This window comes from Methylobacterium sp. TK31 (assembly GCF_055361545.1).
In genome coordinates this window covers 4586411-4611676 of record NZ_CM143964.1, presented here as the reverse complement: position 1 = coordinate 4611676, position 25266 = coordinate 4586411, and the positions used below count along the sequence as shown (strand labels likewise).

22 protein-coding genes are annotated in these 25266 nt (G+C 70.0%); 12 read left to right on the top strand and 10 right to left on the bottom strand.

What is annotated here, in order from left to right; genetic code table 11:
- Positions 1-84: 84 nt before the first annotated feature.
- Entirely contained in the window at positions 85-930 is an 846-nt protein-coding gene (locus ACXJY8_RS21490) for a phosphatase domain-containing protein (protein ID WP_463780888.1), read from the bottom strand.
- A 377-nt stretch (positions 931-1307) separates the two neighbouring features.
- Positions 1308-1460, bottom strand: coding sequence for a hypothetical protein (locus ACXJY8_RS21485; protein WP_463773466.1), 153 nt, complete (start codon positions 1458-1460; stop codon positions 1308-1310).
- Between the two features lie 57 nt (positions 1461-1517).
- Here ACXJY8_RS21485 and gntA point away from each other — a divergent pair, with 57 nt between their 5' ends.
- The 4 genes from gntA to ACXJY8_RS21465 all read left to right on the top strand — a co-directional run bounded on the left by gntA (position 1518) and on the right by ACXJY8_RS21465 (position 4325).
- A complete protein-coding gene (gntA, locus tag ACXJY8_RS21480; RefSeq protein ID WP_463773461.1) occupies positions 1518-2216 on the top strand; it encodes a guanitoxin biosynthesis heme-dependent pre-guanitoxin N-hydroxylase GntA in 699 nt (232 codons plus the stop codon).
- Complete coding sequence (locus tag ACXJY8_RS21475; protein ID WP_463773457.1) at positions 2206-2814, top strand: DUF1989 domain-containing protein; 609 nt, start codon at positions 2206-2208, stop codon at positions 2812-2814. The genes gntA and ACXJY8_RS21475 overlap by 11 nt, the downstream gene beginning before the upstream one ends.
- Before the next feature lie 105 nt (positions 2815-2919).
- Positions 2920-3693 (top strand): ribonuclease HI, encoded by a 774-nt coding sequence (gene rnhA, locus ACXJY8_RS21470; protein WP_463773452.1) that lies wholly within the window; start codon positions 2920-2922, stop codon positions 3691-3693.
- A complete protein-coding gene (locus ACXJY8_RS21465) occupies positions 3690-4325 on the top strand; it encodes a DNA-3-methyladenine glycosylase (RefSeq protein ID WP_463773448.1) in 636 nt (211 codons plus the stop codon). Before rnhA ends, ACXJY8_RS21465 begins: the two co-directional genes overlap by 4 nt.
- Here the strand turns inward: ACXJY8_RS21465 and ACXJY8_RS21460 are convergent.
- Positions 4291-6003, bottom strand: coding sequence for a methyl-accepting chemotaxis protein (locus tag ACXJY8_RS21460; RefSeq protein ID WP_463773444.1), 1713 nt, complete (start codon positions 6001-6003; stop codon positions 4291-4293). The genes ACXJY8_RS21465 and ACXJY8_RS21460 overlap by 35 nt on opposite strands.
- A gap of 411 nt (positions 6004-6414) precedes the next feature.
- On the opposite strand from ACXJY8_RS21460, the gene ACXJY8_RS21455 reads away from it, so the two are divergent.
- Together ACXJY8_RS21455 and ACXJY8_RS21450 are read left to right on the top strand one after the other, a co-directional pair.
- Positions 6415-6633: a hypothetical protein gene (locus ACXJY8_RS21455; RefSeq protein WP_463773441.1), complete on the top strand. Its 219-nt coding sequence runs from the start codon at positions 6415-6417 to the stop codon at positions 6631-6633.
- A 369-nt stretch (positions 6634-7002) separates the two neighbouring features.
- Positions 7003-9138, top strand: coding sequence for a carbohydrate porin (locus tag ACXJY8_RS21450; RefSeq protein WP_463773438.1), 2136 nt, complete (start codon positions 7003-7005; stop codon positions 9136-9138).
- A gap of 16 nt (positions 9139-9154) precedes the next feature.
- Here the strand turns inward: ACXJY8_RS21450 and ACXJY8_RS21445 are convergent, their stop codons facing one another.
- Complete coding sequence (locus ACXJY8_RS21445) at positions 9155-9478, bottom strand: hypothetical protein (protein ID WP_463773436.1); 324 nt, start codon at positions 9476-9478, stop codon at positions 9155-9157.
- A gap of 90 nt (positions 9479-9568) precedes the next feature.
- A complete protein-coding gene (locus tag ACXJY8_RS21440; RefSeq protein ID WP_463773431.1) occupies positions 9569-10198 on the bottom strand; it encodes a recombinase family protein in 630 nt (209 codons plus the stop codon).
- Positions 10199-10751: 553 nt separating this feature from the next.
- Here ACXJY8_RS21440 and ACXJY8_RS21435 point away from each other — a divergent pair.
- The 6 genes from ACXJY8_RS21435 (at position 10752) to ACXJY8_RS21410 (ending at position 18014) form a co-directional block, all read left to right on the top strand.
- Positions 10752-11426 carry a hypothetical protein gene (locus tag ACXJY8_RS21435; RefSeq protein WP_463773428.1) on the top strand — a complete coding sequence of 225 codons (675 nt, stop codon included), beginning with the start codon at positions 10752-10754 and terminating at the stop codon, positions 11424-11426.
- 675 nt (positions 11427-12101) lie between these two features.
- Positions 12102-14348, top strand: a complete 2247-nt coding sequence (locus tag ACXJY8_RS21430; RefSeq protein ID WP_463773425.1) for a polysaccharide biosynthesis tyrosine autokinase — start codon at positions 12102-12104, stop codon at positions 14346-14348.
- Between the two features lie 353 nt (positions 14349-14701).
- Positions 14702-15778, top strand: a complete 1077-nt coding sequence (locus tag ACXJY8_RS21425) for a catalase family protein (RefSeq protein ID WP_463780883.1) — start codon at positions 14702-14704, stop codon at positions 15776-15778.
- A gap of 54 nt (positions 15779-15832) precedes the next feature.
- Positions 15833-16339, top strand: a complete 507-nt coding sequence (locus ACXJY8_RS21420; RefSeq protein ID WP_463773423.1) for a cupin domain-containing protein — start codon at positions 15833-15835, stop codon at positions 16337-16339.
- An 81-nt stretch (positions 16340-16420) separates the two neighbouring features.
- Entirely contained in the window at positions 16421-16819 is a 399-nt protein-coding gene (locus tag ACXJY8_RS21415; protein WP_463773420.1) for an MAPEG family protein, read from the top strand.
- Between the two features lie 202 nt (positions 16820-17021).
- On the top strand, positions 17022-18014 hold the full coding sequence (locus ACXJY8_RS21410; RefSeq protein ID WP_463773418.1) for a catalase family peroxidase: 993 nt from the start codon (positions 17022-17024) through the stop codon (positions 18012-18014).
- A 24-nt stretch (positions 18015-18038) separates the two neighbouring features.
- On the opposite strand, the gene ACXJY8_RS21405 is transcribed toward ACXJY8_RS21410, so the two are convergent.
- The 5 genes from ACXJY8_RS21405 to ACXJY8_RS21385 all read right to left on the bottom strand — a co-directional run bounded on the left by ACXJY8_RS21405 (position 18039) and on the right by ACXJY8_RS21385 (position 25255).
- Positions 18039-18326 (bottom strand): hypothetical protein, encoded by a 288-nt coding sequence (locus ACXJY8_RS21405; RefSeq protein WP_463773416.1) that lies wholly within the window; start codon positions 18324-18326, stop codon positions 18039-18041.
- 244 nt (positions 18327-18570) lie between these two features.
- Complete coding sequence (locus ACXJY8_RS21400; protein WP_463773413.1) at positions 18571-21714, bottom strand: polysaccharide deacetylase family protein; 3144 nt, start codon at positions 21712-21714, stop codon at positions 18571-18573.
- A gap of 363 nt (positions 21715-22077) precedes the next feature.
- A complete protein-coding gene (locus tag ACXJY8_RS21395; RefSeq protein ID WP_463773410.1) occupies positions 22078-23142 on the bottom strand; it encodes a glycosyltransferase in 1065 nt (354 codons plus the stop codon).
- Positions 23139-24056, bottom strand: coding sequence for a glycosyltransferase family 2 protein (locus ACXJY8_RS21390; protein ID WP_463773408.1), 918 nt, complete (start codon positions 24054-24056; stop codon positions 23139-23141). The genes ACXJY8_RS21395 and ACXJY8_RS21390 overlap by 4 nt, the downstream gene beginning before the upstream one ends.
- A gap of 62 nt (positions 24057-24118) precedes the next feature.
- Positions 24119-25255 carry a glycosyltransferase gene (locus ACXJY8_RS21385; RefSeq protein ID WP_463773406.1) on the bottom strand — a complete coding sequence of 379 codons (1137 nt, stop codon included), beginning with the start codon at positions 25253-25255 and terminating at the stop codon, positions 24119-24121.
- Positions 25256-25266 lie beyond the last annotated feature (11 nt).

The following is a 25266-nucleotide window of genomic DNA, read 5'->3' as shown; positions in this document are numbered from 1 at the left end:
AGGCAGACCGGTGGTTCGAGCCACCGGCTGGCAGGCGTGATGGGTGGACGCGCATTCGCGGCGGTCGGGCGCCCGCCCTGCGGCTCAGCCCTGCGGGTCGGAGCGGCCGGGCTCGACGATGACGCTGGGGGGCGTCGGGCCGGCGCCGTCGAGGACCTTGCGCAGGGCGCGGGCCCGGGTGCGGCCGGCGCGGCGGCGCGTCTCGGGCACGGCGCCGTATTCCCGCGCCACCTCGGCCACGGCGGAGCGGGCGATCGAGCCCTGCTCGGCCGCGTGCTCCGCCATGGCGAGGCTGTCGGCGGCCAGCACGAGGCTGCTGCCCGCCGCCTCCACCGCCTCGGCCAGCTTGGCGATCTCCTCCAGACGGCCGGCATCCTGCGAGACGTTGCGGATGTAGACCGCCGCCACCCGGCCCGGATGGGCGGCGACGATGCCGGCATAGACTTCCGGATCGTGCTGGCCGCTGTCGCCGATGAGCACGAAGGGCAGGTCGTGGTAGAGCGCCAGCATGTGGTCGATGAGGTGGCGCTTGTGGTCCTCGGCCCGGCGCGGCAGCGGGCTCGTCCAGGACAGGCCCCATTCGCGCAGGAACAGCACCGGCCCGACGGGAATCCGGTGCATGACGAAGAACTCGCTCAGCATGTCGTAGAGGCCCCACGGCGCCCGCGAGACGTAGAGCATCGGGTTGCCCTCCGCCCCGCACGGCCCCGCATAGAGCGCCCTGTAGAGCGCGGCGGCCCCCGGGAAGGCGACCCGGTTCTCGGCGTCCTCCACGAACAGGCGCCACAGCATCTTGACCTTGTTGGCCACGCCCGTGCGCATCACCGTGTCGTCGATGTCGCTGATCACCACCCGCCGGCAATCGGCCGACGGGATGAACACCTGTCCCTTCGCCCGCACGGGTTCGGGGCCAGCCAGATCGAGCTCCATCTCGTGCCAGGAGGCCTGCGGGGGCGCGGGCAGGTTCGGCCGCAGATGGACGCGGAAATAGCCGTCGCGGTCGGTGACGACCTGCTCCTCGCAGCCGAAGAAGCGCGCGGTGAGAACCGCGCCCGCCACCTTGCGGCGGGTGATGCGGCGCCGGATGTCGCGCAGTTCGGCGGCCCAGCCCTCGTCCGGCGCCTCGGCGGCCCGGCGCGACTGACGGAAGACCCGGCCGATGAGAAAGACCTCGTCGCGCGAGCCGTAGCCCCGGTAGGTCTCCACCACGGTGCCGGCGCGGCCCTGGGACCGGCGCACGGGCCTCGCCAGCAGGCGCAGCGCCCGCAAGGTGCCCTTCGCGAACCGGGCGGCCCCTTTCGGGCCGGTCATGGGTGCGTCGTCATCGTCGTGGGGCCCCGTTTCGGCATCGCCGGTTCAATGCCCGGCGCCGGCAAAGGTTCGGCGTGCGCCGCTTCGGCCGCGACCGAAGGGCTGTGGACGGTGCGCGCCATGCCGTCGCGCGAACGGAACAGGGCCATCCGCCCCCGGTTCACCTCGGCACCCCGCGTTCCGGGTGCGGTCAGCGTCGAGTCCCCATGCATATCCCCACCGACGACAGCGGCCATCCCCTGGCCGTGGCCTTCCAGGATTTCATCCGGAGCCAGCCCTTCCCCTGCGTCGGCGCGAAATCCGCCCTCTCGAAGGGCCAGATGAAGATCGTCGTGGCGCGCAGCATCGCCTCGAGCTGGGACGATGCCCGGCTCTATCCGGCTCTGCTCGCTTTCGTCTGCCGCTACCGGGCCAAGCCCGACCTGTTCCAGAGCTTCGCAGTCATCTTCGAGGACGCGACCGATCTCGGCGAGGAGGCCTTCGAGGGCCATCTCTGGGACCGGGTGCAGTCCCTGTCGGACAAGGACGCGTTCCTCGGCCAGCGCTACGACACCCGCGTCGAGGCCGATCCGAATGATCCGCACTTCTCGCTCTCGTTCGGCGGCGAGGCGTTCTTCGTCGTCGGCATGCATCCCGGCGCGAGCCGGCCCGCCCGGCGCTTCCCGCACCCGGTTCTGGTGTTCAACCTGCGCGCCCAGTTCGAGCAACTCCGCGCCGAGGGCCGCTACGAGAAGCTGCGCAGCGCGATCCTCTCGCGCGACGCGGCGCTGGCCGGCTCGATCAACCCGATGCTCGCCCGGCACGGCGACGCCTCGGAGGCCCGCCAGTACAGCGGCCGCGCCGTCGATGCCGATTGGATCTGCCCGTTCCGCGGCCGTGCGACGGAGGACCGGGATGCCGCCTGACGCCCAGACGCACGAGATCGCGCCCCGCTCCGGCGTGGCCTTCACCCTCGACAAGGGCGAGCGCCTCACCGTGATCGACCCGCAGGGCGAACAGGTGGCCGACCTCCTCGCCTTCGTGCGCGGCGACCTCGACGAGGTGATCTCGTCGGGCCGGACCCTGGACTATGCCAGCCGGATCTATCTCACCGCCGGCGACCCGATCTATTCCAACCGCTCGAACGTGCTGCTGCGCATCGTCGAGGACACGGTCGGCCGCCACGACTTCCTGCTGACGCCGTGCTCGGCCGACACCTTCCGGATCATCTACGGCGACGCCCACCCGCACCGGGGCTGCTTCGGCAACCTCGCGGCGGCGCTCGCCCCCTACGGCGTCGCGCCGGACCGGATTCCGGTGGCCTTCAACGTGTTCATGAACGTCACGGTGGACGGCGGCACGGGCGAACTGAAGGTGGAGCCGCCGCTGAGCCGGGCCGGAGACCACGTCACCTTCGCGGCGGAATGCGACCTCGTGATCGGGCTCACCGCCTGCTCGGCCCTGCAGTCGAACAACAACAGCTTCAAGCCGATCCGCTACCGCATCGACCCGGCCCGCGCCTGAGGCGGGTGCCCGAGGGGCCTGCGGCCGTGCTATGGGCGGCGCCCGGATGCCCCGGCGCCGTCCCTCCCGGGGGCGGCCCGTCGTGAACAGGTCGAAGCGAGCCCCATGCGAACCATCGTCTATGCCGACGGCGGATGCGATCCCAATCCCGGCCCCGGCGGCTGGGGCGTGGTGATCGAGGCCGAGAGCGGCCGGATCGAGCTCTGCGGCGGCGACCGGGCCACCACCAACAACCGCATGGAGCTCACCGCCGCGATCAACGCCCTGCGCCACTTCCCCGAGGGCGCGCAGATCGAGATGCGCTGCGACAGCCAGTACGTCATCAAGTCGGTGACCGAGTGGATGCGCGGCTGGAAGGCCAAGGGCTGGCGCACCGCCACCGGCTTGGTGAAGAACGTCGAGCTGATGCAGGAACTCGACGCCCTGGCGGCGCGCCGCGACGTGCGCTGGACCTGGGTGCGGGGCCATGCGGGCGAGGCCGGCAACGAGCGCGCCGACCGGTTGGCCGCGCAGGGCCGGCGCGAGGCCCTCGGCCTGCCGCCGCGCCCGGAGAGCGGACCGGCGCCGCTGACCGGGACGGCCGCCCTGCGTGCGGCCGCCGCCCCGGCGATGTCCCCGTCGGTCTCGCCGGCCGCCCTGGCCACGCCCCCCGCGGCGGCGGAGGCGGCCCCGCCGCGCACGAGCGCGATCCCCCTCGATCTCGGCCTCGGCCTGGAGGTGTCGCGGGCCGCGAAGGCCTCCGGCCTGACGCCCCAGGCCTACGTGGAACGGGCCGTCCGCCTCGCCCTCGACCTCGGCCCCGAGGGGCTGGAGCGCGCCCGCGCCGACCTGCGCGGTGCGAAGGGCGCGAAGGGCGCGAAGGGCGCATCCACCCCTTGAGTCCGGCGGGCGACCCCGCGGGCCCGCCCCTCCCCGCGGGCTTCTTCGCCCGGCCGGCGGCGGAAGTGGCCGTCGCCCTGATCGGCTGCGACCTGCGGGTCGACGGGATCGGCGGGATCATCGTGGAGACGGAGGCCTACGATCGCGGCGACCCGGCCTCGCACAGCGTCAACGGCCCGACCCGGCGCAATGCCAGCATGTTCGGGCCGCCGGGGCACGCCTATGTCTACCGCTCCTACGGCATGCACTGGTGCCTGAACCTCGTCTGCGAGCCGGGCAGCGCGGTGCTGATCCGGGCGCTGGAGCCCCGCCACGGGCTCGAGACGATGGCGGCGCGGCGCCGGCTGTCCGATCCGCGCCTGTTCTGCGCCGGCCCCGGCCGCCTGTGCCAGGCCCTGGCCGTCACCCTCGCGATGGACGGCCTGGCCCTCGACGCGCCGCCCTTCGCACTCGCCGCCCCCGGGACGGCGACGGCCTGGATCGCCGATCGCCGGATCGGCATCTCCCGCGCGGTGGAGACGCCCTGGCGCTTCCTGCTCGCCGGATCGCGGGCCGTGAGCCGGCCGCCCTCGCGCCACGCGACGCCCGGCAGCGCGCTCACGCCGCCCGGACGGTCTCCAGGAAGCGCGTGACCTGCACGGTCAGGTGCTCCGACTGGGCAGTCAGGTCCGAGGCCGACACCAGCACCTGACGGGCGGCGGCACCGGTCTCCTCGGCCGCGTGGGCCACGCCCGAGATGTTCTCGGTGACCTCGCTGGTGCCGCTGGCGGCCTGGCCGACGTTGCGCACGATCTCCTGGGTCGCCGAGCCCTGCTCCTCGACGGCCGCCGCGATCGAGGTCGTCACCTGGCTGATCTCGCCGATGCGGCCGCTGATGGTGCGGATCGCCCCGACCGCGTGCTGCGTGGAGGCCTGGATGCGGCCGATCTGCTCCTCGATCTCGTGGGTCGCCCGCGTGGTCTGGTTGGCGAGCTCCTTGACCTCGGCGGCGACCACCGCGAAGCCGCGGCCGGCCTCGCCGGCCCGGGCCGCCTCGATGGTGGCGTTCAGCGCCAGCAGGTTGGTCTGGCCCGCGATGGTGGTGATCAGCGCGACGACGTCGCCGATCCGGGCGGCGGCGGTGCTGAGGTCCTGCACGAGACCGGCGGTCTGGGCCGCCTCCTCCACCGCCCGCAGGGCGAGGTTGGCCGAGCCGTCCACCTGCCGCCCGATCTCCTGAACCGACGAGCCGAGTTCCTCGGCGGCGGCCGCCACGGTGTTGACGTTGGAGGCGGCCTCCTCGGCGGCGGCGGCCACCGTCACCGACCGGTCGGTGGTGCGGGCCGCGTTGGTGCTCATCGCCTCGGCGGTCTCCTGCAGCGCGCCGGCCGAGGCCGACACGGTGGCGATGATCGAGCCGACCGCGGTCTCGAAGCTGTCGGCGAGCTCGTGCATGGTGCGCTGGCGCTCGGCCGCCACCGCCGCATCGGCGATCTGGCGGCGCTCGGCCTCCTCGGAGGCCTTGCGGGCGACCAGGGCCCGGATCTCCTCCACCGCGCGGCCCACGGCGCCGACCTCGTCGCGCCGGTCGCGACCAAGGATCACCGCATCGCCGTCCCCGCGCGCCATCCGGCGCAGCGCCTCGACCAGTTGGCCGATCGGGCGGGTGATCCCGAACACGGCGACGAGCCCGGCCGCCACCAGCCCGGCGAGCAGGCCGAGGCCGCCGAGGAGCAGGGTGTTGAACCGGGTCCGGTCGGTCATCGCGGCGAGGTCGCGGGCACCGTCGTCGACGAAGGTCCGGATGTCCCGGCCGAGGGCGCTGCCCTCCGCCACCATGGCGTCGAAGGTGGGATCGACGGTCTCGTGCAGCAGGGTGACGGCCTCGGCCTTCAGGCCGCTGCTCGCCAGGGTCCGCGCCTCCGAGCTGTCGGCCATGAAGCGGTTGACCTTCTGCTTCAGGGCGTCGATGCGCGGCGCGAAGCTGGGCGCCCCGTCCCGCAGCTCCGCCAGCACCTTGTTCAGGCGCTCGCTGGCGTCTTCGAAACCCTTGTCCGTCTTCTGCATCTCGCCGGGGCTCACCTCGGCGATGTTGCGGAAGTTGAAGTAGCTCATCGTGAAGACCAGCCGGTTGACCGTCCGCAGGTCGGCGATCGCCTTCGTATCGTGGGAGATGAAGCGGCTGTAGGCGCCGTCGATCATCGTCATCTGCGTGGTGGCGTACCAGAGACAGCCGCTGACGATGACCCCGATCAGACTGACCACGGCGATCAACTTGGTGATGATACTGAAGCGCGCGAGCAAACCCACGAGAGATCTCCGGACCGACATCGGCATCCCGACTAACAGTCGGAGGCTTAAAGCCACGCTAAGGAATCGTAACGGATTGGGTCTTCCTGTCCCTGATCTCGATATAGCATTATAGTTACTATCACACCGAAAGTTTATCTGCCGGTTCTGGCAGGTCTCATGCAAATTTCCGCGCCATTTGAGCATGAATACATCATGGACGATCCCAATGCGCGGAAAGCTGGGCGCCCCGCAGGCACAGATGAAAAAAAACCCGCCTCGGCTGGCGCCGGGCGGGGATTGAGGTCATCGAGCTTGGGTCGTGGATGCAACGGTCGGGAGGCGCTATGGTTCCGGTTTGGCGCGCGGCTCCTGAACCGCCGGTCGAATCCCCGCGTTTCCCTGGCCAGGTCTGCCCGCGGCGCGGCCTGCGCCGCACACCAGGGAATAACCATGTCCGCCATCGACGACCGGAAGACCCAGTATCTCGCCGAGCGCGCGCGCCTGATGGCGGAACTCACCGCGCTCGGGCAGGAAGCCCACACGGAGAAGCGCCAGTTCGAGGACGGTTACGCCCTGCGCGACATGGACGAGAGCGCCCGCGAAGGCCTTCGCCTGCGCATCGGCGAGTTGACCGCGCTGATCGAGAAGATCGAGACGGGCGACGCCTGAGAGGCGGGCCGGGTCCCGCGATCAAAAAAGGGCCCGCAGGGTCGATGCCCGGCGGGCCGAGACGGTCCGAAACCTTGGAGATCCCGAGGCTAGACCGCGCCTCCAGGCCCGACATCCCCCAAATGGGGGGTGCCGCGTCGGTCATCAGACCTTCGCATACGGCGTCTAGGCATCGCACCGGAGTCTGGAATCCGCGAGCGCGGCAGAACGGCCCCGCGCATCGTGGATCGCGATGGGGCCCGGGCCGACAGCGCGCTTGCGCTGTTTGGGCAACAGTGGGATCGCTTCGCTGCGGACCTGGATTAAACCATATTGTCACAGTTATAGCATCGTCTATACCGCATTCCTGGAATAGGGGCTGGGGGCGGCATGACGAGACCGGATCGCTTTGGGCGCGGTGGCCCGGACCGCGGATTGCCCGCCGGTCTCGCCCTGCTCACCCTGACGGCCATCTCCGGCGCGCAGGCCGCCGATCCCGGCACGCCGCGCCCGGCGGTCCCGGCGCCCGCCTATGTCGACTGGTCCGGCCCCTATCTCGGGATCGAGGGGAGCGCCGGCAATTCCTACGGCGCCTACGGTTTTCGCGATACCACGGCCGGTGGCCGCACGGTTCCGGCGTTCAAGACGGGCGACGCCACCGGTCGGTCCGACCTCGGCCGCAACGCGACGACCGCCGTCGGCGGCCTGTTCGGCGGCTACAACTGGCAGAGCGGCCCCTGGCTCGCCGGGATCGAGGCCGATGTCGCGGGGGCGAACCTGAAGCGGCCCGTGCTCCTGCCCACCCCCGGCTACGTCGGTGGCGGCGATCCGGGCCTCGGCCTGATCCGGGCCAAGACCGACGTCTACGGCACCCTGCGTGGGCGCTTCGGCTACGCCTTCGAGCGCGCGCTGGTCTACGCGACCTTCGGGCTCGCCGGCGCCGATGCCCGCATCCTGGCGAGCTATCCCGACCCCGGCACCGGGCTCGTCTCGACCGCGCGGCGCGACCTGTCTGCGCTCGGCTTCACCCTGGGGGCCGGCGTGCAGTTCGCCGTGACCGAGAGCCTCGCCCTCGGAATCGACTACCGCTACCTCGACCTCGGCGGCAGCGGCCGCTTCGGCCTCGGCGCCGTTCCGGGCGTTGGCCCGGTGGCGACGCGGCTGGACGCGTTCACCTCGCACCAGATGATGGCGCGCCTGTCCTGGCACCCGAACGGCTTCGTGCTGCCGCCCGAGGCCGAGGAGGCCGCACCGCACGACCCCGGCGACGGCTCGGGCGACCGCTTCTCGCTGCATGGCCAGACCACCTTCATCGCCCAAGGGGTGCCGGGCTTCCGCGCGCCCTATACCGGTCCGGCCAGCCTGATCGGCCACCAGGTGCAGTCGACCACCACCGCCACCGCCTTCCTGGGCCTCAAGCTCTTCGAGGGCACGGAACTCTACTACAACCCGGAATTCTCCCAGGGCTTCGGCCTGAGCCGGACCCTCGGCGTCGCGGGCTTCGTCAACGGCGAGGCGCAGAAGGCGGGCGCGCCGTTCCCGAAGCTGCGCTCCAACCGCTACTTCGTGCGCCAGACCTTCGGCCTCGGCGGCGAGACCGAGGACGTGCCGGACGGCCCGAACCAAGTCGCCACCCGGCGCGATATCGAGCGGATCACCGTGGTGGCGGGCAAGTTCGCCCTCGGCGATTACTTCGACGGGAACGTCTATGCGCACGACCCGCGGGTCGACTTCATGAACTGGGGCATCTGGGCCTCCGGCGCCTACGACTTCCCCGCCAACCTGCCGGGTTTCACCCAGGGCGTGATGGTCGAGTACAACCGCGCCGAATTCGCGATCCGCGCCGCCTACACCCAGGTCCCGAAGGAGCCGTCCAGCGACGTCCTCGACCCGCGGGTCTTCCGCCGGGCGGGCACCACCATCGAGTTCGAGGAGCGCCATGTGCTGCCGGTCCTCGACCAGCCCGGCAAGTTGCGTATCGGCTTCTTCACCAATGTCGGCAACACGGCCGATTTCCGCGAGGTGGTCTCGCTGACCCAGGCGGGCGTGTTCGGCGACATCAACGACGCGGCCGCCGCCACGCGGGCCGCCCGGCGCAAGACCGGCTTCTACCTCAATCTCGAGCAGGCGGTGACGCCGGACCTCGGCGTCTTCGCCCGCGTGAGTGCCAATGACGGCCGCAGCGAGAGCCTGTCCTTCACCGATATCGACCGGTCCGTCTCCGGCGGCGTCTCCCTCAAGGGCACCGCCTGGGGCCGCCCCGGCGACACGGTCGGCCTCGGCACCTCGATGAACGCGATCTCGCCGAGCCACCGCGCCTTCTTCGCCGAGGGCGGCATCGGCCTCCTCATCGGCGACGGGCGGCTCAACTACGCCCCCGAACGCGCCGTGGAGGCCTACTATGCCTTCGCGCTGAACAAGACCCTGACCCTGTCGCTGAACTACCAGCACGTGGTGAACCCGGCCTACAACCGCGACCGCGGGCCGGCCGATTTCTTCGGGACCCGCATCCACGCGGATTTCTGACCTTCGGGTGCCCCCGTCAGGAGCGGGAACGCTCCGGCTGGTCGCAGCGATAGGCCCGCCCGTTGACCGAGGCGACCGGCACGAAGCGGCCGCCCGCGGCCCGGCACTCGGCGACATGCGCGTCCATGGCCCACTTGTCGGCGAGCGCGAGGCTGAGGGGCACCACCGTGACCACTAGCAGCAGCGCGACCACGGCGCAGACCGCCCAGCCGACGCCGCGAGGCGGCGGCTCCGGCGGATGGAACCGCTCGGGGGGCAGCGGCGCGAGGAACGCCAGCGTGGTGAACCCGAGGAGAGTGGCGGCGCCCATGGTCATCCCGCGCTCGTGATCATCCCGCACCGGTCGGGTTCCCCAGGGTAGCCGATGCGGGCGCTCCGGGGAGGCGACCATACGAAGCAGCGTCCGTCGCGCGCCCGTACGGGGCCGCCCTCAGGCCCAACGCGCCAGGGCCGCCTCCGCCTCGGCGGCATTGTCGCGGATGCGGTAGATGGTCTGCCGGCTGAGGCCCGTCGCGGCGGCGATGGCCGAGATCCCCCTGCCCTCGCCGAGCGCGCCGCGCACCACCTCGTACTGCGTCCGGGTGAAGCTCGGCTTGCGCCCGCGATAGGCGTCGCTCCGCTCCCGCGCCTGGGCGATCCCGGCCTTCTGGGCCTCCCGCATGGCTTCCGCCTGGGCCTGGGCGGTCGCCGCCATGAAGCCGATCAGGGCGTCGCGCACGGCCTGCTGCATCGGGTCGACCGTGGCGCCGTCGAAGGTGAGCCGGTGGATCACCGTGCGCACCACGACGCCGCGGCGCATCATCTCCCGCAGCGTGTCGCAGACATCCGCGTAATTGCGGCCGAGGCGGTCGACCCAGCGCACCACCAGCACGTCGCCCCGCCGGAGCAGATCGAACAGCCGGCGCCCCTGGGGCCGCTCGCGCAGGGCGGTGTTCAGGCCCGACACTCCGTCATCCGCCACCACCTCGTCGATGGCGAAACCCGCCGCCGCCGCCTGCGCCTGCTGGTGGGCGATGGTCTGGTCGCCTGTCGAAACCCGGGCATACAGAATGGTCTTCATCGTTCACGGCCGCACTCAGGGAATCCGGCCGCAGGACGGGGGGCAGCGGCACGGCTGTCAATCCTCCGGCCGGGCGGAGAATTTCGGGGCGAGCCGAGATTTCCGGGGCGAATCGCGATCTTCGGGGTGAACAGAGGCCTCGCCGGACGCCCGGCGGCGCCGGGACGGTCGATGCGCCTCCGTTCGGGCGCCTCCCTGTGGACCGCCCCCGGGGGCTCGACCGGAGCGTGTCATCGTCCGGCGCAGCCACCGATTCCATCCGCCCAGACCTGCCAGGCAAACGGCCCGTTTCTATGTTCCCCCAAACATTCGGCATTCGAAATTCGCCCGCGACCCGCGACGCACACCGACGGGCATCGCATCGTATCTCGACATTTACTGAACGAGTACCGCAGCCGAGCCGGTGGTCTGCGCTGATTTACCGTCGGCGAAGTGGCGAACGAGTCCTTTCCACCCTGTGAATATCGCAGACATTTGATTGTGGAACCATAACGGATGGTCTAAAGTTGCAATCCGGGCAGGTAACCTCCCTTCGATTCAGGGCTTTGGGCCAATGACCAGACTTCACGCGGCCCTCGCCGGACTCGTCGCCTCCACCTGCCTTTCGATTTCTGGGGCATCGGCGGCGACGAGCAGCTGCCTGTCGGCACGCTCCTCCGAGACCGATGCCGCCGCCGAGCGCCTCGCGGCCGATCCCGCCTCGCTGCTGACCCAGTTCGGCACGGGCGGCGGGACGATGGCCATCGAGGTTCGGAACGCGACGCTCCGGAATCCCGACCTCGTCGCTCAGCTCCTCGCCCTGAACGGCAAGGGCAACACCGACCAGATGCGCGCCCTCGGCACCGGCCTGGGTGCGGCGGCGGTGATCTGCATGCGGAGCAACCCGACGATCGCACTGCAGATGCAGCGCGCCGTGGTGGTCGCCGGCAACACCGACGTCCAGCGCGGCTTCGAGGGTGTGGCGGGCGACATCGTGACGGAGTCGATCGCGGCTCCCACGTCCTTCGCCCCGCCCGGCGAAGTTGCCGACAGCGTCCCCGGCGGGGGCGTGTATCCCCGGCCGCCGGCCGAGCGGAGCGGCGGCGTGCTGCTCACCGGCACCACCTACCTCCTGGGCGGCAACCTGATCGCCGTGGTCGGGTCACGCGGGGCGTCGGGTTCGTCGATCCAGTCGGGCCGGGACACGTCGAACAGCCGGTTCGGGTCCGTCAGCACCTTCCGGCCTTGAACCGCGCAAGAAAATTTGCGATCCAGGCCCCGGTCGTTGCGTCGCACAATTTTCGTGTGGCCACACCCTTGTATGAGGGGGGGCTTGGTCTAAGGTCCGCCCTACGCAGCCGGTCGCGATCGGGACTACCGTAGCGCCCTGGCCGCGCGCAGGTTGGAGGTCGCAGTCTTGAAGGCATGCCAAGACGCTGCACGGTCGATCCGGTCCCCTACCGGGTTTCACGCCGAATCGATCTCCCCCACATTGCGCGCGAAGGGCCGCCCCCTTGCCGCGTACGAGCGGGCGGGCACCGGGATCGGGCGCAGGACCGAGCCGAACACGGGCGCTCGCGCAGCGCGCAGGATGACGGCTGCGGATCGCGCGCCTTCGACCGGCATCGGCCCAATTCGTGCAGATGTCGTTCCGTAAGTCTGCGCGATGAAAAGACGAGCAGGAACTCGGGGGCTGGGGCGGCGATGTCCGGTTCCGGCAAACGGGCTCCGGTCCAACATCGATGGTCAGGCGCACATGCCTTTCTAAACGCGCATTGCTGGTCCAGACCGGCGCGTGAGCTCCGCAGAGCTCAGAAGGTCGGACCTGCCTCGTCGAATCCAAGACAAGGCGTTTTGTTACATTGTCTTCGAACGCACCAAGTGGTCTTCGAGTGCACGAAGTGACCGGTGGGAGAATAGCGGGATGCTGAAGCTGCTGGACCAGACGCGTCCCATGCCGGAGGAGCCACCGGAGCGGCCGGCCAAGAAGCTCGACCTCAAAGACATGATCATGATCCTGCGCCGGCAATGGCCTGTGATCCTGGCCTGCACGCTGGTCGGCATGCTCCTGGCCCTCGGCTACGCCGCCACCGCCGCGCCGCGCTACACCGCCTCGGTCAAGCTGCTGATCGACACCCGCAAAAACAACGTCATGTCGAAGCAGGAAGTCAATTTCGGCGGCCCCGTCGATGCCGGCGCGGTCGAGAGCCAGGTCGAGATCCTGAAGTCCGAGGGCGTGGCGCGGTCCGTGATCCGCGACCAGCAGCTTCTCAAGGACCCGGAATTCGTCGGCTCGGGATCGCCGTCGCTGATCGGCTCCCTGCTGTCGATGCTGTCCTCGAGTGACGCCGAACCGACGGTCCGCTCCGACGAGGACATCGAGCGCGACGCGATCCAGAACTTCGTCCGCCGCGTCACCGCGAAGCGCGTCGGCCTGACCTACGTGATCCAGGTCGATTTCCAGTCGGGCAATGCCGAGAAGTCGGCGCGCATCGCCAACGCGATCGCCGATGCCTACATGGTCGGCGAACTGGACGCGAAGTTCCAGGCGACCCGCCGGGCCAGCCGCTGGCTCCAGGAGCGCATCGCCGAACTCAAGACGCAGGCGACGCAGAGCGACCTCGCCGTGCAGGCGTTCAAGGCCGACAACAACATCGTCGACACCAGCCGCGGCCTGATGAGCGAGCAGTCGCTCGCCGACGTCAACAGCCAGCTGATCCAGGCTCGGGCGGTCACGGCGGAAGCGAAGGCCCGCCTCGACCGCGTGCGCGAGATCAGCAACGGCAACCTTCCGGACGCCACCGTCGCCGATGCGCTCCGCAACGACGTGATCAATCGCGCCCGCGCGCAATACCTCGACGCCGCCCGCAAGGAGGCGGACTGGTCGGCCAAGTACGGCCCCCAGCACAGCGCCACGGTGAACCTTCGCAACCAGATGGAGGAGCTGAAGCGCTCCATCATCGACGAGGTCCGGAGAATCGCCCAGACCTACGAGAGCGATTACAACATCGCCCGCGCCCGTGAGGTGTCCCTGGAGACCAGCCTCTCGAAGCTCGTCGATCAGGCCGGCACCACCAGCCAGGCGCAGGTGAAGCTGCGCGAGCTGGAGAGCTCCTCCCAGACCTACCGCAACCTGTACGACACCTTCCTGCAGAAGTTCGAGGAGGCGACGCAGCAGCAGACCTTCCCGATCACCGAGGCCCGCGTGATCACTCCGGCGACGGAGCCGTCCGGAAAGTCGGGGCCGAAGACCATGCTGATCGTCCCGGCGGGCACGATCGCGGGCTTCATGATGGGCCTCGTGGCGGCGATCGGCCTCGAACTCCTGAACAGCTTCTTCCGCACCCCGGCGGAGATCAAGCAGCAGACCGGACTCGAGTGCATCGGCATCCTTCCGAGCGTGCCGGATTCGAATGCGAGCCCGCCCGCGATGGTCGACGTCGCGTCGAAGGTCGCCCTCGGCAAGGGCAGTCGCTTCCGTCACGTCGTCGATACGCCCTTCTCGCGGTACACGGAGGTGCTGCGCAACGTGAAGGTCTCGATCGACATCGCACGCCTGGGCCGTGAAGTGCGGGTCATCGGACTGATCTCGTCGCTGCCGAAGGAAGGCAAGACCACGGTCGCCGCCAACCTCGCGGAACTGGTCGCCCAGACCGGCCACCGGGTCCTGCTCGTGGACGGCGACCTGCGGAACCCGACCCTGACGCGCAACCTCACCCCCCATGCCGAGGTGGGCGTCGTCGAAGTCCTGCGCCGCTCCATCAGCCTCGCGGACGGCGTGTGCCGCGATACCGACACGGGCCTGGACTTCCTTCCCGCCGTCATACCGCAGCGGATCCCGAACACGGCCGAGCTCCTCTCGTCGATGGCGATGGCTCAGCTGCTGTCGGATGCGCGCGGAACCTACGAGTACGTCTTCGTCGACTTCGCGCCGATCATGTCGGTTGCCGACGCGAAGGCCGCGGCTCACCTCATCGACGCCTTCGTGTACGTCGTCGAGTGGGGCAAGACCTCCCAGCACGCCGTGGTCGAGGCGCTCTCGAACGCCCCCGCCATCCACGAGCGGACTCTCGGCGTGGTGCTCAACAATGCCGACGTCGCCGCGCTGAAGCGTCTCGAGTTCTACAAGGGCCGCTACTACAGCAACTACTACCACGAAGAAGCCGCCTGATCCGTCCTCCCCGACAGCGACGGCGCTGTCGGGGTTTCAGGGACCGGGGTTTCAGGGACGCTGCGCGAATTCCCCGTCGGGCGGGATTGCGCGGCTCGGATCGGACGGAGGCCGGCCCCGATGGGGCTCGCGCGCATCCGCCCCATGCCTGCCGGCCAGGGATGCGAGCGCCGAGAGCCGCGATCGCCGAGGGACGATCCGGGACCTCCACGCGGCGGCCTGACCTTGCCCTCCCCCCTCCATGGCAGAATCCCCTCACGCAGCCTTGAACGGGTGGAACCCGGAACGCAGGGCCGGCCAGTCGGTTCATCCGGGAGATGTCCCAGCCGGAGCCCGTGACCTTGCCCCCGATCCTGCAAGCGCCCGTCCGTTACAGCCCCGAGGTGGAGGTGGTCCGGCCCGATGAGGGCGAGACCATCGAGCAGCTGAACCACACGTTCGACAAGATCCTGGGAACCGTCGCGGACCATTCGGGCCATGCGGTGCGCTCGGTCCACGCCAAGTCGCACGGAATCCTCGAAGGCGTTCTCCGGATCGACGATGGCCTTCCGCCGGAACTGGCGCAGGGTCTGTTCGCCAAACCCGGCGAGCACCCGGTCTACATGCGCCTGTCGACCAATGCGGGCGACATCCTGCCCGATGCCGTCTCCCTGCCGCGCGGTCTCGCGCTGAAGGTGCTCGACGTCGAAGGCGAGCGCCTACCGGGGGCCGAAGGCACCACCCAGAACTTCATCATGGTCAACGGCAAGGTCTTCCAGGCACCGAACGCCGAGAAGTTCCTCGGCAGCCTGAAGCTGCTGGCCGGCACCACCGACCGGGTCGAGGGCCTCAAGGTCGCGGCCTCCACGGTGCTGCGGGGGGTCAACAAAGCCCTGCAGGCGGTGGGCGTGGAGAGCACCACCATCGCCTCCCTTGGCGGCGCACCCAATGTCGATCCGCTCGGCGAGACCTATTACAGCGTCACGCCGTTCCGGTACGGCGACCATATCGCCAAGTTCTCCGTTGCCCCGGTGGCTCCGGCCCTGACCGCGCTGACCGGCAACGAGATCGACGCGTCCGGCCGTCCCGACGCGATCCGCGAGACGGTGCAGTCCGAGATGCGCGGCATCGAGGGCGTCTGGGAATTCCGCGTCCAGCTCTGTCGCGACCTCCAGCGCCAGCCGGTGGAGGATCCGACCTCTGAATGGAGCGAGGAGGAGGCTCCCTTCCAGCGCGTCGGGCTGATCACCGTACGGCCGCAGGACAGCTGGGACGCCGCGCGGGTGCAGGCGGTCAACGAGGAGATGCGCTTCAGCGTCTGGACCGGGCTCGCTGCGCACCAGCCGCTGGGCAACATCAACCGCGCCCGCAATGCCCCCTATAAGCACTCGGCCGAGTTCCGGCAGCGCTTCAACGGCTGCCCCATCCATGAGCCCGGCGCCGGGCGCTGAGATCCGGCACCGGCCGCCCTCCCATAGTCAGATCCCCTCATGCAAGGACGCCGCATGAATCCGCTCGCACGAACCCTGGTCGCCGCCCTGCTGGTGGTCCCTGTCGCGAGCGGGGCTTTGGCGGAGGCGGGCGACCATGCCGGCCATGGCGCCGTCACGGTCCCGGACGCGGCCAGCGTCGTCTACGAGCCGGGACCGGCGAACCTGCCCAAGGGCACGCAGATCAGCCGGGTGGCGGGCGATCCGGCCAAGGCCGGCCCCTTCGTGCTGCGCATCAAGTTTCCCGCCGACACCGTGATCGCACCGCACACGCATGCCCAGGCCGAGACGCTGACCATCCTGGCAGGCTCGATCTACCACCAGCATGGCGCGACGCTGGACAAGAGCGCCGGCAAGGTCCTGCGCGCCGGCGGCTTCGTCTACCTGCCGCAGGACATGCCGCACGCCCTCTGGACCACGGGCGAGCCGGTAGAACTGCAGGTCAATGGAACCGGTCCCTTCGGCCTGAACTACATCGACCCGGCTGACGACCCGAGCCACACGGCCCAGGGTCTTCGCTGAAATAGGCCGACCCGGCGACCCGCGCCACCGGGCCTGCCCGCCAGTCCGCCCCATCGAACCCCCTCCACCGGAGCGATCCCCGTGACCTATCCCGCCCTGACGGCCTTCTACGCGGCCGTGTTCGCGCTCCTCTATGTCGGGCTCTCGTCCTGGGTGGTCGCCGGCCGGCTGTCGGCGGACGTCCTGCACGGGGATGGCGGGAACCAGACCCTGGAAAAGCGCATCCGCGCGCAGGGCAATTTCGGGGAATACGTGCCCCTGGCCCTCCTCCTCGTCGCCCTGCTGGAAGCGGCGGGCGGCGGTGCGACGCTGGTGCGCGGCCTCCTGATCGTGTTGCTGGTCGCCCGCGTGCTGCACCCGTTCGGGATGTTCGCGCCCAAGAACTCGCCCCGGCAGTTCGCCTGCCGCGGGGGCGGAATCCTGGCGACCTTCGCGGTCATCGCCGTCGCGGCCGTCGCCCTCCTGCTTCGGGTCGGCTGAGGCTTCGGGCGATCCGGCTCCGGGCGCGCCCCCTTTCGGAGCGCCGATCGCTGCCCTGGTGCCGCAGCGCCTCGACGCTGTCGACCGGGGGATAGCGGCAGCAGCAACCTTCACGTTGTGTACCGCTACCTTTCACGATTAAGAACGATTCCGAAGTCAGCCGGTCGGTGCATCCAGCGTCGACGCCGCCTCAAGGATCGTCATGCGTTCGAAGAGCATCCCATACGTCCTCGCATTCAGCGCAGCCTTTGCTGTCGCGAGCGCCGCCCCCGCCCTGGCCGAGGAGGTGACGACTGCCGAGCAGACCATCAATGTCATGAACAAGCTTTTCGGAACCCATCCCGGCAAGCGCGCGAACCATGCCAAGGGCGTCGTCGCCGAAGGCAGCTTCACGCCCTCGCCCGATGCGGCGCGGATCAGCAAGGCATCCCTGTTCCAGGGACCGGCCGTTCCGGTGACGATCCGCTTCTCGGACGCCACCGGCGTGCCGACGATTCCGGATGGTTCGAAGAACGCCAACCCGCACGGGATGTCGCTCAAGTTCAAGCTCGCCGACGGCTCGGACATGGACGTCGTCCTGAACGCGCTCAAGTATTTCCCCGTCGCCACCGGCGAGGCCTTCCGCGACCTGCTGCAGGCGGTCGCCGACAGCGGTCCCGACGCGGCCCACCCGACCGCGCTGGAGCGCTTCACCCAGACCCATCCGGCGGCGGCCACGGCCGGCGCCACGGCCAAGACCCCGTCGAGCCTGGCGCGGCAGACCTATAACGGGGTGAACGCCTTCGTCTTCGTCGACAAGGACGGCAAGCGCCAGCCGTTCCGGTTCCGGTTCGTGCCGGTCCAGGGGGAGGACATCCTCTCGCCCGAGGAAGCCGCCAAGCGCGCGCCGGACTACCTCATGGCGGAGATCGGGCCCCGGATCGCCAAGGAGCCGGCCCGCTTCACCGTCCAGGCGCAGCTCGCCGCGGCGGGCGACCCGACCAACGACGCCACCAAGCCCTGGCCCGACGACCGCACCTTCGTCGACCTGGGAGTCCTGACGGTCTCCAAGGTCGTCCCCGACAGCGCCGAGGCGGAGAAGGCGCTGCTGTTCATGCCCAACGCCCTCACGGACGGCGTCGAAGTCTCCGACGATCCCCTGATCGACGCGCGCGTCCAGGCCTACGCCGTCTCGTTCGGGCGCCGCAGCCAGTAGGGCCCTGCGCCGCCGGGTGCCCGCTCAGCGCGTGGTCCCGGCGGCCGGCGCGGCGGGTGACCCGGTCCGCGCGGGCGCCGTGTCCGATCCCGGGCCGGTGCGGCGGCTGCCATCCTCGGTGGCTCCCGAGCCGGTGAGCCCCCCTGCCCCGACGCTCGTGGTTCCCGACCCGCCCCGGGTCTCCGAACCGGACCGGGCCGTCCCGCCGGTGTCGCCGGCCTTGCCGGCACCCTCGGCGGCGGCCAATCCGGTCAGGCCGAGAAGCATGGCGCCTGCGAGGAGGGGGGCCAGTTGGGGGGTACGAATGGGCATGCTCACGCGATCTCCGTCGTCCGCCGGATTGTCCCGACCTGCCTGAGAAGCCTCGTTCGCCCCGGGCTGTTCCGCCGCCAGACCGAGTAAACGCCATTGAGGCCGCATCGCGGCCGGGTCCGCGGGCGCGGCGCTCGGGCTTCCCCGGAGACCCGGACGGGATCGGGGGCCGCCGGCCCGAGCGCGTTCGACGGCCCGAACGGGTGCCCCGGCCCAGACCCGACGAGCCCTGTTTCTCCCGGCGTCAGGCGATGATCGTGAAGTCCTGGTACTTGAGGAGCGCGTTGTTCGAGAACGTCGCCACCTGGATGGCGGCGGCACTTCCGCTGCCGTCGGCGTCCCAGCCCAGGGTATGCGAGCTCGTACTGAACACGAACTCCGCGTGGGCCTTCGTCGCGACCCCGGCCAGACTCGACTCGAACCAATCGCTCGCGAGGGCACCGATGGCGAGTCCGTAATCGGAGGCGTGGACCGCGAGCTTGTCGCCCTGCGCGGAGGCGAAGTCCGTCACCCTGTCGACGCCATGGCCGAAGGCGTTGAAGAGGAAGGTGTCGGCGCCGAGGCCGCCGGTCAGGACGTCGTTGCCCCACATGCCTTCCAGCGTGTCATTGCCATCGCCGCCCGAGAGGGTGTTGGCGGCGCTGTTCCCCGTGAGGACGTTCGCCAGGGCGTTGCCCGTTCCGTTGATCGCCGTCGTGCCGGTCAGGACGAGGTTCTCGACATTCGTCGGCAACGTGTAGGTGACCGAGCTCTGCACCGTGTCGATGCCGGCATTGGCGGCCTCGACGACCTTGTCCGCCACGTTGTCGACGATGTAGGTGTCGTTTCCGCCGAGCCCCTGCAGGGTGTCGGTCCCGACGCCCCCGTTCAGCACGTCGCCGTTGTCGGTCCCGATGATCGTGTCGCTTCCGGACGTTCCGACCGGCGCCGCCGAGAGGACGACGGAGACGTTGTGCTGCCCGAGGCCGTTCAGGGTGAGATCGAGGGTGTTGCCCGACAGGGACACCCCGTCCGCGCCGGTGATCTGGACGAGTTGCCCGGGATGGGATTTGAGCTGGACGAGGTCGTGCCCTTCGCCCACCACCGAGTAGCCGAGGTTGCTGCCATCGCCCGTCACGGTGAGGAGGTCGGACCGGTCGGCCAGGGTCGTCAGGTGGGTGACGTCGTCCGGCGTTCCGTCGAGGGCGATCTTGAAGATGCCGCCCGCCTTCGGCACGAAGACGCTGTCGCTGTCATAGGCGTACCAGCCGGCGACGTTCTTGATGGTGTGACCGGTGCCGACATCGAGGGCGAACTTGCCGAGATCGCCGGCCGCGGTCGTCGCCGTCGCGGTGAGGACGTTCGAGGCCGCATCGAAGCTGTAGCCCACATCCGACTTCTCGAAGCTCGCGGAGCGCTGGGCGAGATCGGCCAGGGTCACGAATTCCGAGCCCGCCTGGGCCGCCCGCGCGATGAAGTCCGTGAACATCTGCTGGGTGTAGCCGGCGTCGGTCGTATCGGTCAGCCAGTCCGTCGGGCCGTAATCGTGCCAGGGCCAGACGACGACCGGCAGGTCGGAATGCGCGGTCAGCGTGCCCCATTCCTTGGCCCAGGCCGCCGTGGCCTGGGCTGCCGTCAGATGCTGGTAGCCCACGAGGGTGAAGTCGAAGGAGGTGTCGGGCGCGATGTAGACCGACTTCATGTCCGCGGCCGCGGGACTGAGGTAGCCGATCGCCCCGGGATAGCCGGCCCCGATCAGGGACGCTCCGCCCGAGATGTAGGGGTAGTACTGGGCGATCTGCCGGGCGGTCGCGAGGGTGTCGGACGCACCCGGAATGGCAGCACCGATGTTCGTGAGCCCGAGCTGCTGCTCGATGATCGCGCGGGACTGCTGGAACTCGGACTGGAACTGCGCCGCCGTGAGGACATTCGTGTTTTCGGGATGGGTGAGCGAATGCGAGCCGATCTCGTTCCCCATGGCCAGCATCTGGTTGTAGTATTTCTTCGAATAGGTCCAGTCGGTATTCTCGCCGTTGGCTGGGTCGTTGCCGATATCGATATAGTAGGACCCGACGAAATTGTAGGCCTGCTTCCACTGCGTGAGGATCGGCAGGAGCCTGTCGTAGATGCCCGGCCCCGATTCCGGCCGGACATCGTCGGTATACATGGCCTGATCCATGTCCACCCGGGCGGCGACGATGGCCTTGTCGCGGCTCATGTGCAGGCTGACATCCGGTCCCGTCGCCGGCTGCATCGTCCAGTCCAGGGCATGGCCGAGCATGTTGTTGTCCGCCAGCATGCCGTCCGTGGCGAAGTGGACGTTCCGGCCGCCCGTCTGCGTCGCCATCACGGCGATGTGCGACTGCCCGTTCACCGTCTGGTTGGCCAGGGTCGTGCCCAACCCGTCCGTGCTGGTGAAGTAGGACGTGCTCACGTTGGTGTACTGGTGGATCGACTGGCCGGCGGTATAGCCGTTCATGATCGGATTCGTCGTCGCGGCCGCCGTGACGTCGACGTTCGCGCCGTTGACGCCGTCGACCCGGCTGACATCCAGCAGCGCCTTCATCCGTGCGTAGGAATCGCCGGAGAGCGGCTGGTTCTTCTCGTCGTTGGTCATGAAGTCGCCGGCGGTGATGATGCCGACGTGGTAGGCCTTCTCCAGGGTCGTCAGCGTATCGGTGATCGCACCGACCTTGGCGGCCGCGACGTTCCGGAAGGACGGAAAGATCAGCGCGTCGTAATTCGCGAGCTTCGTCAGGTCCGTAAGATCCGCCTCGGACAGGAGGTCGTAGGGCACGCCCGCCGCCGTGGCCTGGTTCTGCGCGGCCATGAACAGCTGCGAATAGGCCATCGGGCTGAAATAGTTCGCGGCCGTCGACTCCGAGTAGACGATCCCGACCTTGTGGCCCGTATAAGTCCGGGCGGGCAACGAACCCGGGTCGGTGAGGGTGTAGGGTCCCGCGCCGTAATCCCCGGGGAGGAAGACGCTGTTGTTCACGTCGGCGAGGACGTTCAGGCTCTTGGTCCCCCCGATCTGCGCCGCCGACAGGCTGAGTTCCAGGACGGTGTGGTCGGCATTGTAGGCGTAGGTGAGCGGCGTCGCCGAGACGAGGGTCTGTCCGTCCGCGCCGGTGTAGAGGTAGGGCTTGCCGTCGGCCGCGATGTTGATGTTGTAATCGTAGCCCTTGTACAGGCCCCAGATGCCGTACCCGGTCGCGGTGTTCTTGTCGGTGTCCAGCCAGATCGTCGTGTAGGTGCCGATGGAGGTTCCGATGGGCGCCTGGATGGCGAAGGTCAGGGTTCCGCCGGAGAGGTCGCCGTAGAGGCTGTATCCCGCCGTCGTCGTTCCTGCGGGATTGAGGCGGCTGGCGGACGACCAGTCGGTCAGGTTTCCGTCGATGGCGTACATGATAGGCCGGCCTCCCCATTCGTATCCGATCGCAGCGCATGAGCGACGACCCGGGCCGGCGCCCCTTCAGGTGGGCGGACCCGATGTCTCCGATGGCAACGACACCTGACTATTCAAATATTCAATGATGAAAATCATCGGTTTCACGCCCTATGTACCGATTTAATCCTCGTCCATAAATCAGCAAATGGGATTAGAGCTTGATCCCTACGGGGGTCTGTTTCGCCAAGGCGAAGCAGTATCCCGCCCGGACTCGGATCGGGACCGGTGGTGGCCGGGACGTTCGCGAAGAGGGCGCCGCCCATGAGCGCGCGCCGCGGCGCCGATCGCGCCGGTGCGGAGAGCGGGCGCCGGCGGGGGAGCTCAGGCGCGGGCGGCCTGGCGCGCCTCGGCATAGAGGGCTTCGCAGCGCGTCAGCCAGAGATCGCGGCCGAACAGGCGCAGGACCCGCGCGTGCGGGACCGTCCGGGGGATGGCGAGGGCGTCGCCGATCGCCCGGGCCAGCGCCGGCACGTCGTCCGGGGGCGCGAGATGTCCGGCCTCGCCGACGACCTCCGCGGCCGCCCCCATGGCGATGCCCGCCACCGGCACGCCGCAGGCCATGGCCTCGATCGCCACGAGGCCGAAGGGCTCGTCCCAACAGGGCGTGAACAGGAAGACGGAGGCGCGCCCGATCTCGCCCGCCAGGGCCTCGCCGGAGAGATGGCCGCCGTAGCGGATCGGTCCACCGAGCTGCGGGGCGATCCGCGCATCCCAGTAGTCGCGGTCCTCGATCGGACCGAACAGGGTCAGGGGGATGCCGGCGCGCCGGGCCGCCGCGACGGCGAGATGCGTGCCCTTGATGGGCGCGATCCGCCCGGACCAGGCGGCGCCGCCGTCCCCGTATTCCCGAAAGGGCCAGGCCGCGGGATCGACGGCGTTGTGCAGCACCGACACCTGCGGCGGAGCCCCCTCGGGCCACCAGGTCCTGCGCTGGGCCTCCGAGGTCACGGTGATCCGATGGCCCGGCACGAGGCTGTCCTGCACGAACCAGCGCAGGGCGTCGTAGGGCGGCACGTGCAGCGACGTCACGGTGGGCACGCCCGCGAGACGCCGGCGCTCCAGCGGCAGGCGGCTCAACGCATTGTTGTGCAGCACGTCGAAGCCGCCGGCCGCGATCCGGTCGCAGGCGGCGGCGTAGCCGGCATCCACGTGCGCCTTGAGCCCGGCATCGCCCCGGTGCTCGAGGCCCGGGAAGCTGCGCTCGTGATGGACCGGGATCACCGGGTCGATGGAAAAGCGCGGGTCGCTGTCCCCGGCGGCGAACAGCACCACCTCGTGTCCCCGCGCCGTCAACCCCTCGGCCAGGACCCAGGCATGGGCCTCCATCCCGCCCGCGAAGGGGCGCGCCACGGGATGGCGCAGATGGGCGAGGAGCGCGATCCTCACGCGGTCGCCGTCGCGGAGCCTTGCGCTTCGAGGAAGCGGATCACGGAGGCGGAGTTGCTGTAGGGCTGGTGGCTCTGCTGCCCGGTCAGCGCGAAGTCGTCCGCCTCGGGGCGGCGCAGGATACGGATCGGCCGGTCGGGGGCGTCGTCGATCAGCCCCATCACCTTGAAGGCGTAGAGCCAGTGCCCCATCGTGCGGTAGCCCCACTTGGCCTCGAACAGCTCGGCGTTGCGCACGACGCTGTCGAGGTGGTGGACCGGCGGCATGTGGTGGGGGTGGTACTGGTGGTAGGCCAGCCCGCCCTTCATCCAGGCGATGGGGATGCCCGCCTGGTCGAGGATCTTGCCGAAATCCGTGTCCTCCCCGCCGTAGCCGGTGTAGCGCTCGTCGAAGCCGCCGGTCGCCAGGAAGGTGGCGCGCCGGATGGCGAAGTTCAGCGACCAGAAGCAGCGGTAATCCGGGCAGATCTCCAGGCCGGCGGCCGGCGGCCCCCGGCGGTCGGAATGGCGCTCGGCGACCGCCGCGAAGGCGTCGCAGGTCCAGGCCCCAGCCGTCGCGCGCTCGGGCAGATGGAGGACCTCGCCCATCAGCAGGCCGTCGAGCTCGTCGAGGCCGCGCGCGTAGTCGGCCACGAGGTCGGGGGCCGGGATGCAGTCGACGTCGAGGAAGACCAGGGCGTCGCCGCCGGCGGCCGCGACGCCCCGGTTGCGGGCCGCGGCCAGCGGCAGCTCGCTCCCCGGCACCAGGATCTGGCGGACCGGGAAGGCGACCTCGGGCAGGTCGTAGGGCGCGTCCTGCATCACCGCCACGATGAACTCGGCGGGCGCCTGCGTCTGGCGCTCCAGGCCCAGGAGCACGTTGCGCAGGTGCGCCGGCCGTCCCTTGGCCAGGGTCACGACGGAAACGGTGGACATGGGGCGGTCTGGCTCCGGGGGGGGTTCGCGCGCGAGGGCGAGCGCTAGAGGAACGCGGATGGTCAGCCGGTGGCAACGACCGTGAGGGCGGCAGGCTCCGTCGCGCCGTGCCAGAGTTCGTCGGTCAGGCCCTCGAGCCAGCCGGCGGCGCGGGCGGCGGCGTCCGGCGCGTAGAGGCTGCGCAGGGGGGCCGGGTCGAGGGCGCGGGCCCGGGCGAGGAGGTCGCGCCAGCCCTGGAGATCGCCCGGCCAGACCGGGGCCTGGACGGCGGCCCCGAGCCGGACCAGGGCCTCGGCCTTGCGGGTCTGCTCGCCGAAATAGCGCCATTCGGGCATCACGATCAGGCGTCCGCCGACGCGGGCCACCTCATGGACGGTGTTGTCGCCGGCGGAGGCCACCACGATGTCGGCGGCGGCGAGGTAGTCGGTCACCGAAGGCACCCAGCCGAGTTCGCGCAGGTTCGCGAAATCGGTCTCGTGACCCTCGCGATGGGTCGGCCCGAGGGTCAGCCACAGGGCTTCGGGCACGGCGCGGGCCGCCACCGTCAGGGGGGCGTAGGGCGTGCCGCTGCCCCCGCCCCCGGTCACCGCCACGACGATCTCCCGCTCCGGGTCGAGGCCGAGCTTCGCGCGGGCCTCGGCCCGGCCGGGCACGCCGTCGACGCTGGTGCAGAGGCCGCCGCTGTAGAAGGTCTTGGCCCGAAGCGCCGCCGGGTAGTCGTCCTGCTCCATGCGTTCGTCGAAGGGGGCGAGCATGCCGACGCAGGCCTCGTAGGCGCCGACATGGCCGATGTCGGTCCGGTCGCCGTGCATCCGGATCTGCACCGCCGGCACGCTGGCGATGCGCGCCAGCAGCGCGATCTCCGCCGAGACGTCGACCACGAACAGCCCGACGTCGCGCTCGTCGAGGTGGTCGAGGATCCGCCGCATGGTCCGGCGCATCGCGGTGAGGCCCAGCGGCACGCAGTGCATGACCTGCGGGGTCGGCTCCGCGTAGAGCCGCGGCGTCGGCACCCCGGCCCCGATCATGTTCGGCAGCGGCACGATCTCGATGTCGCGGGAGAATCCGTCGAACAGCTGCGGTCCTGCGGTGAGCACCGAGACGGGCCGGTCCCTGGCGAATTCGGCCGCCACCGCCATCGTACGGTTGGCGTGGCCGCGTCCCTGGTGATGGACGAAGAACGCGATGGGTTTCTTCATGGCTGTCGGGT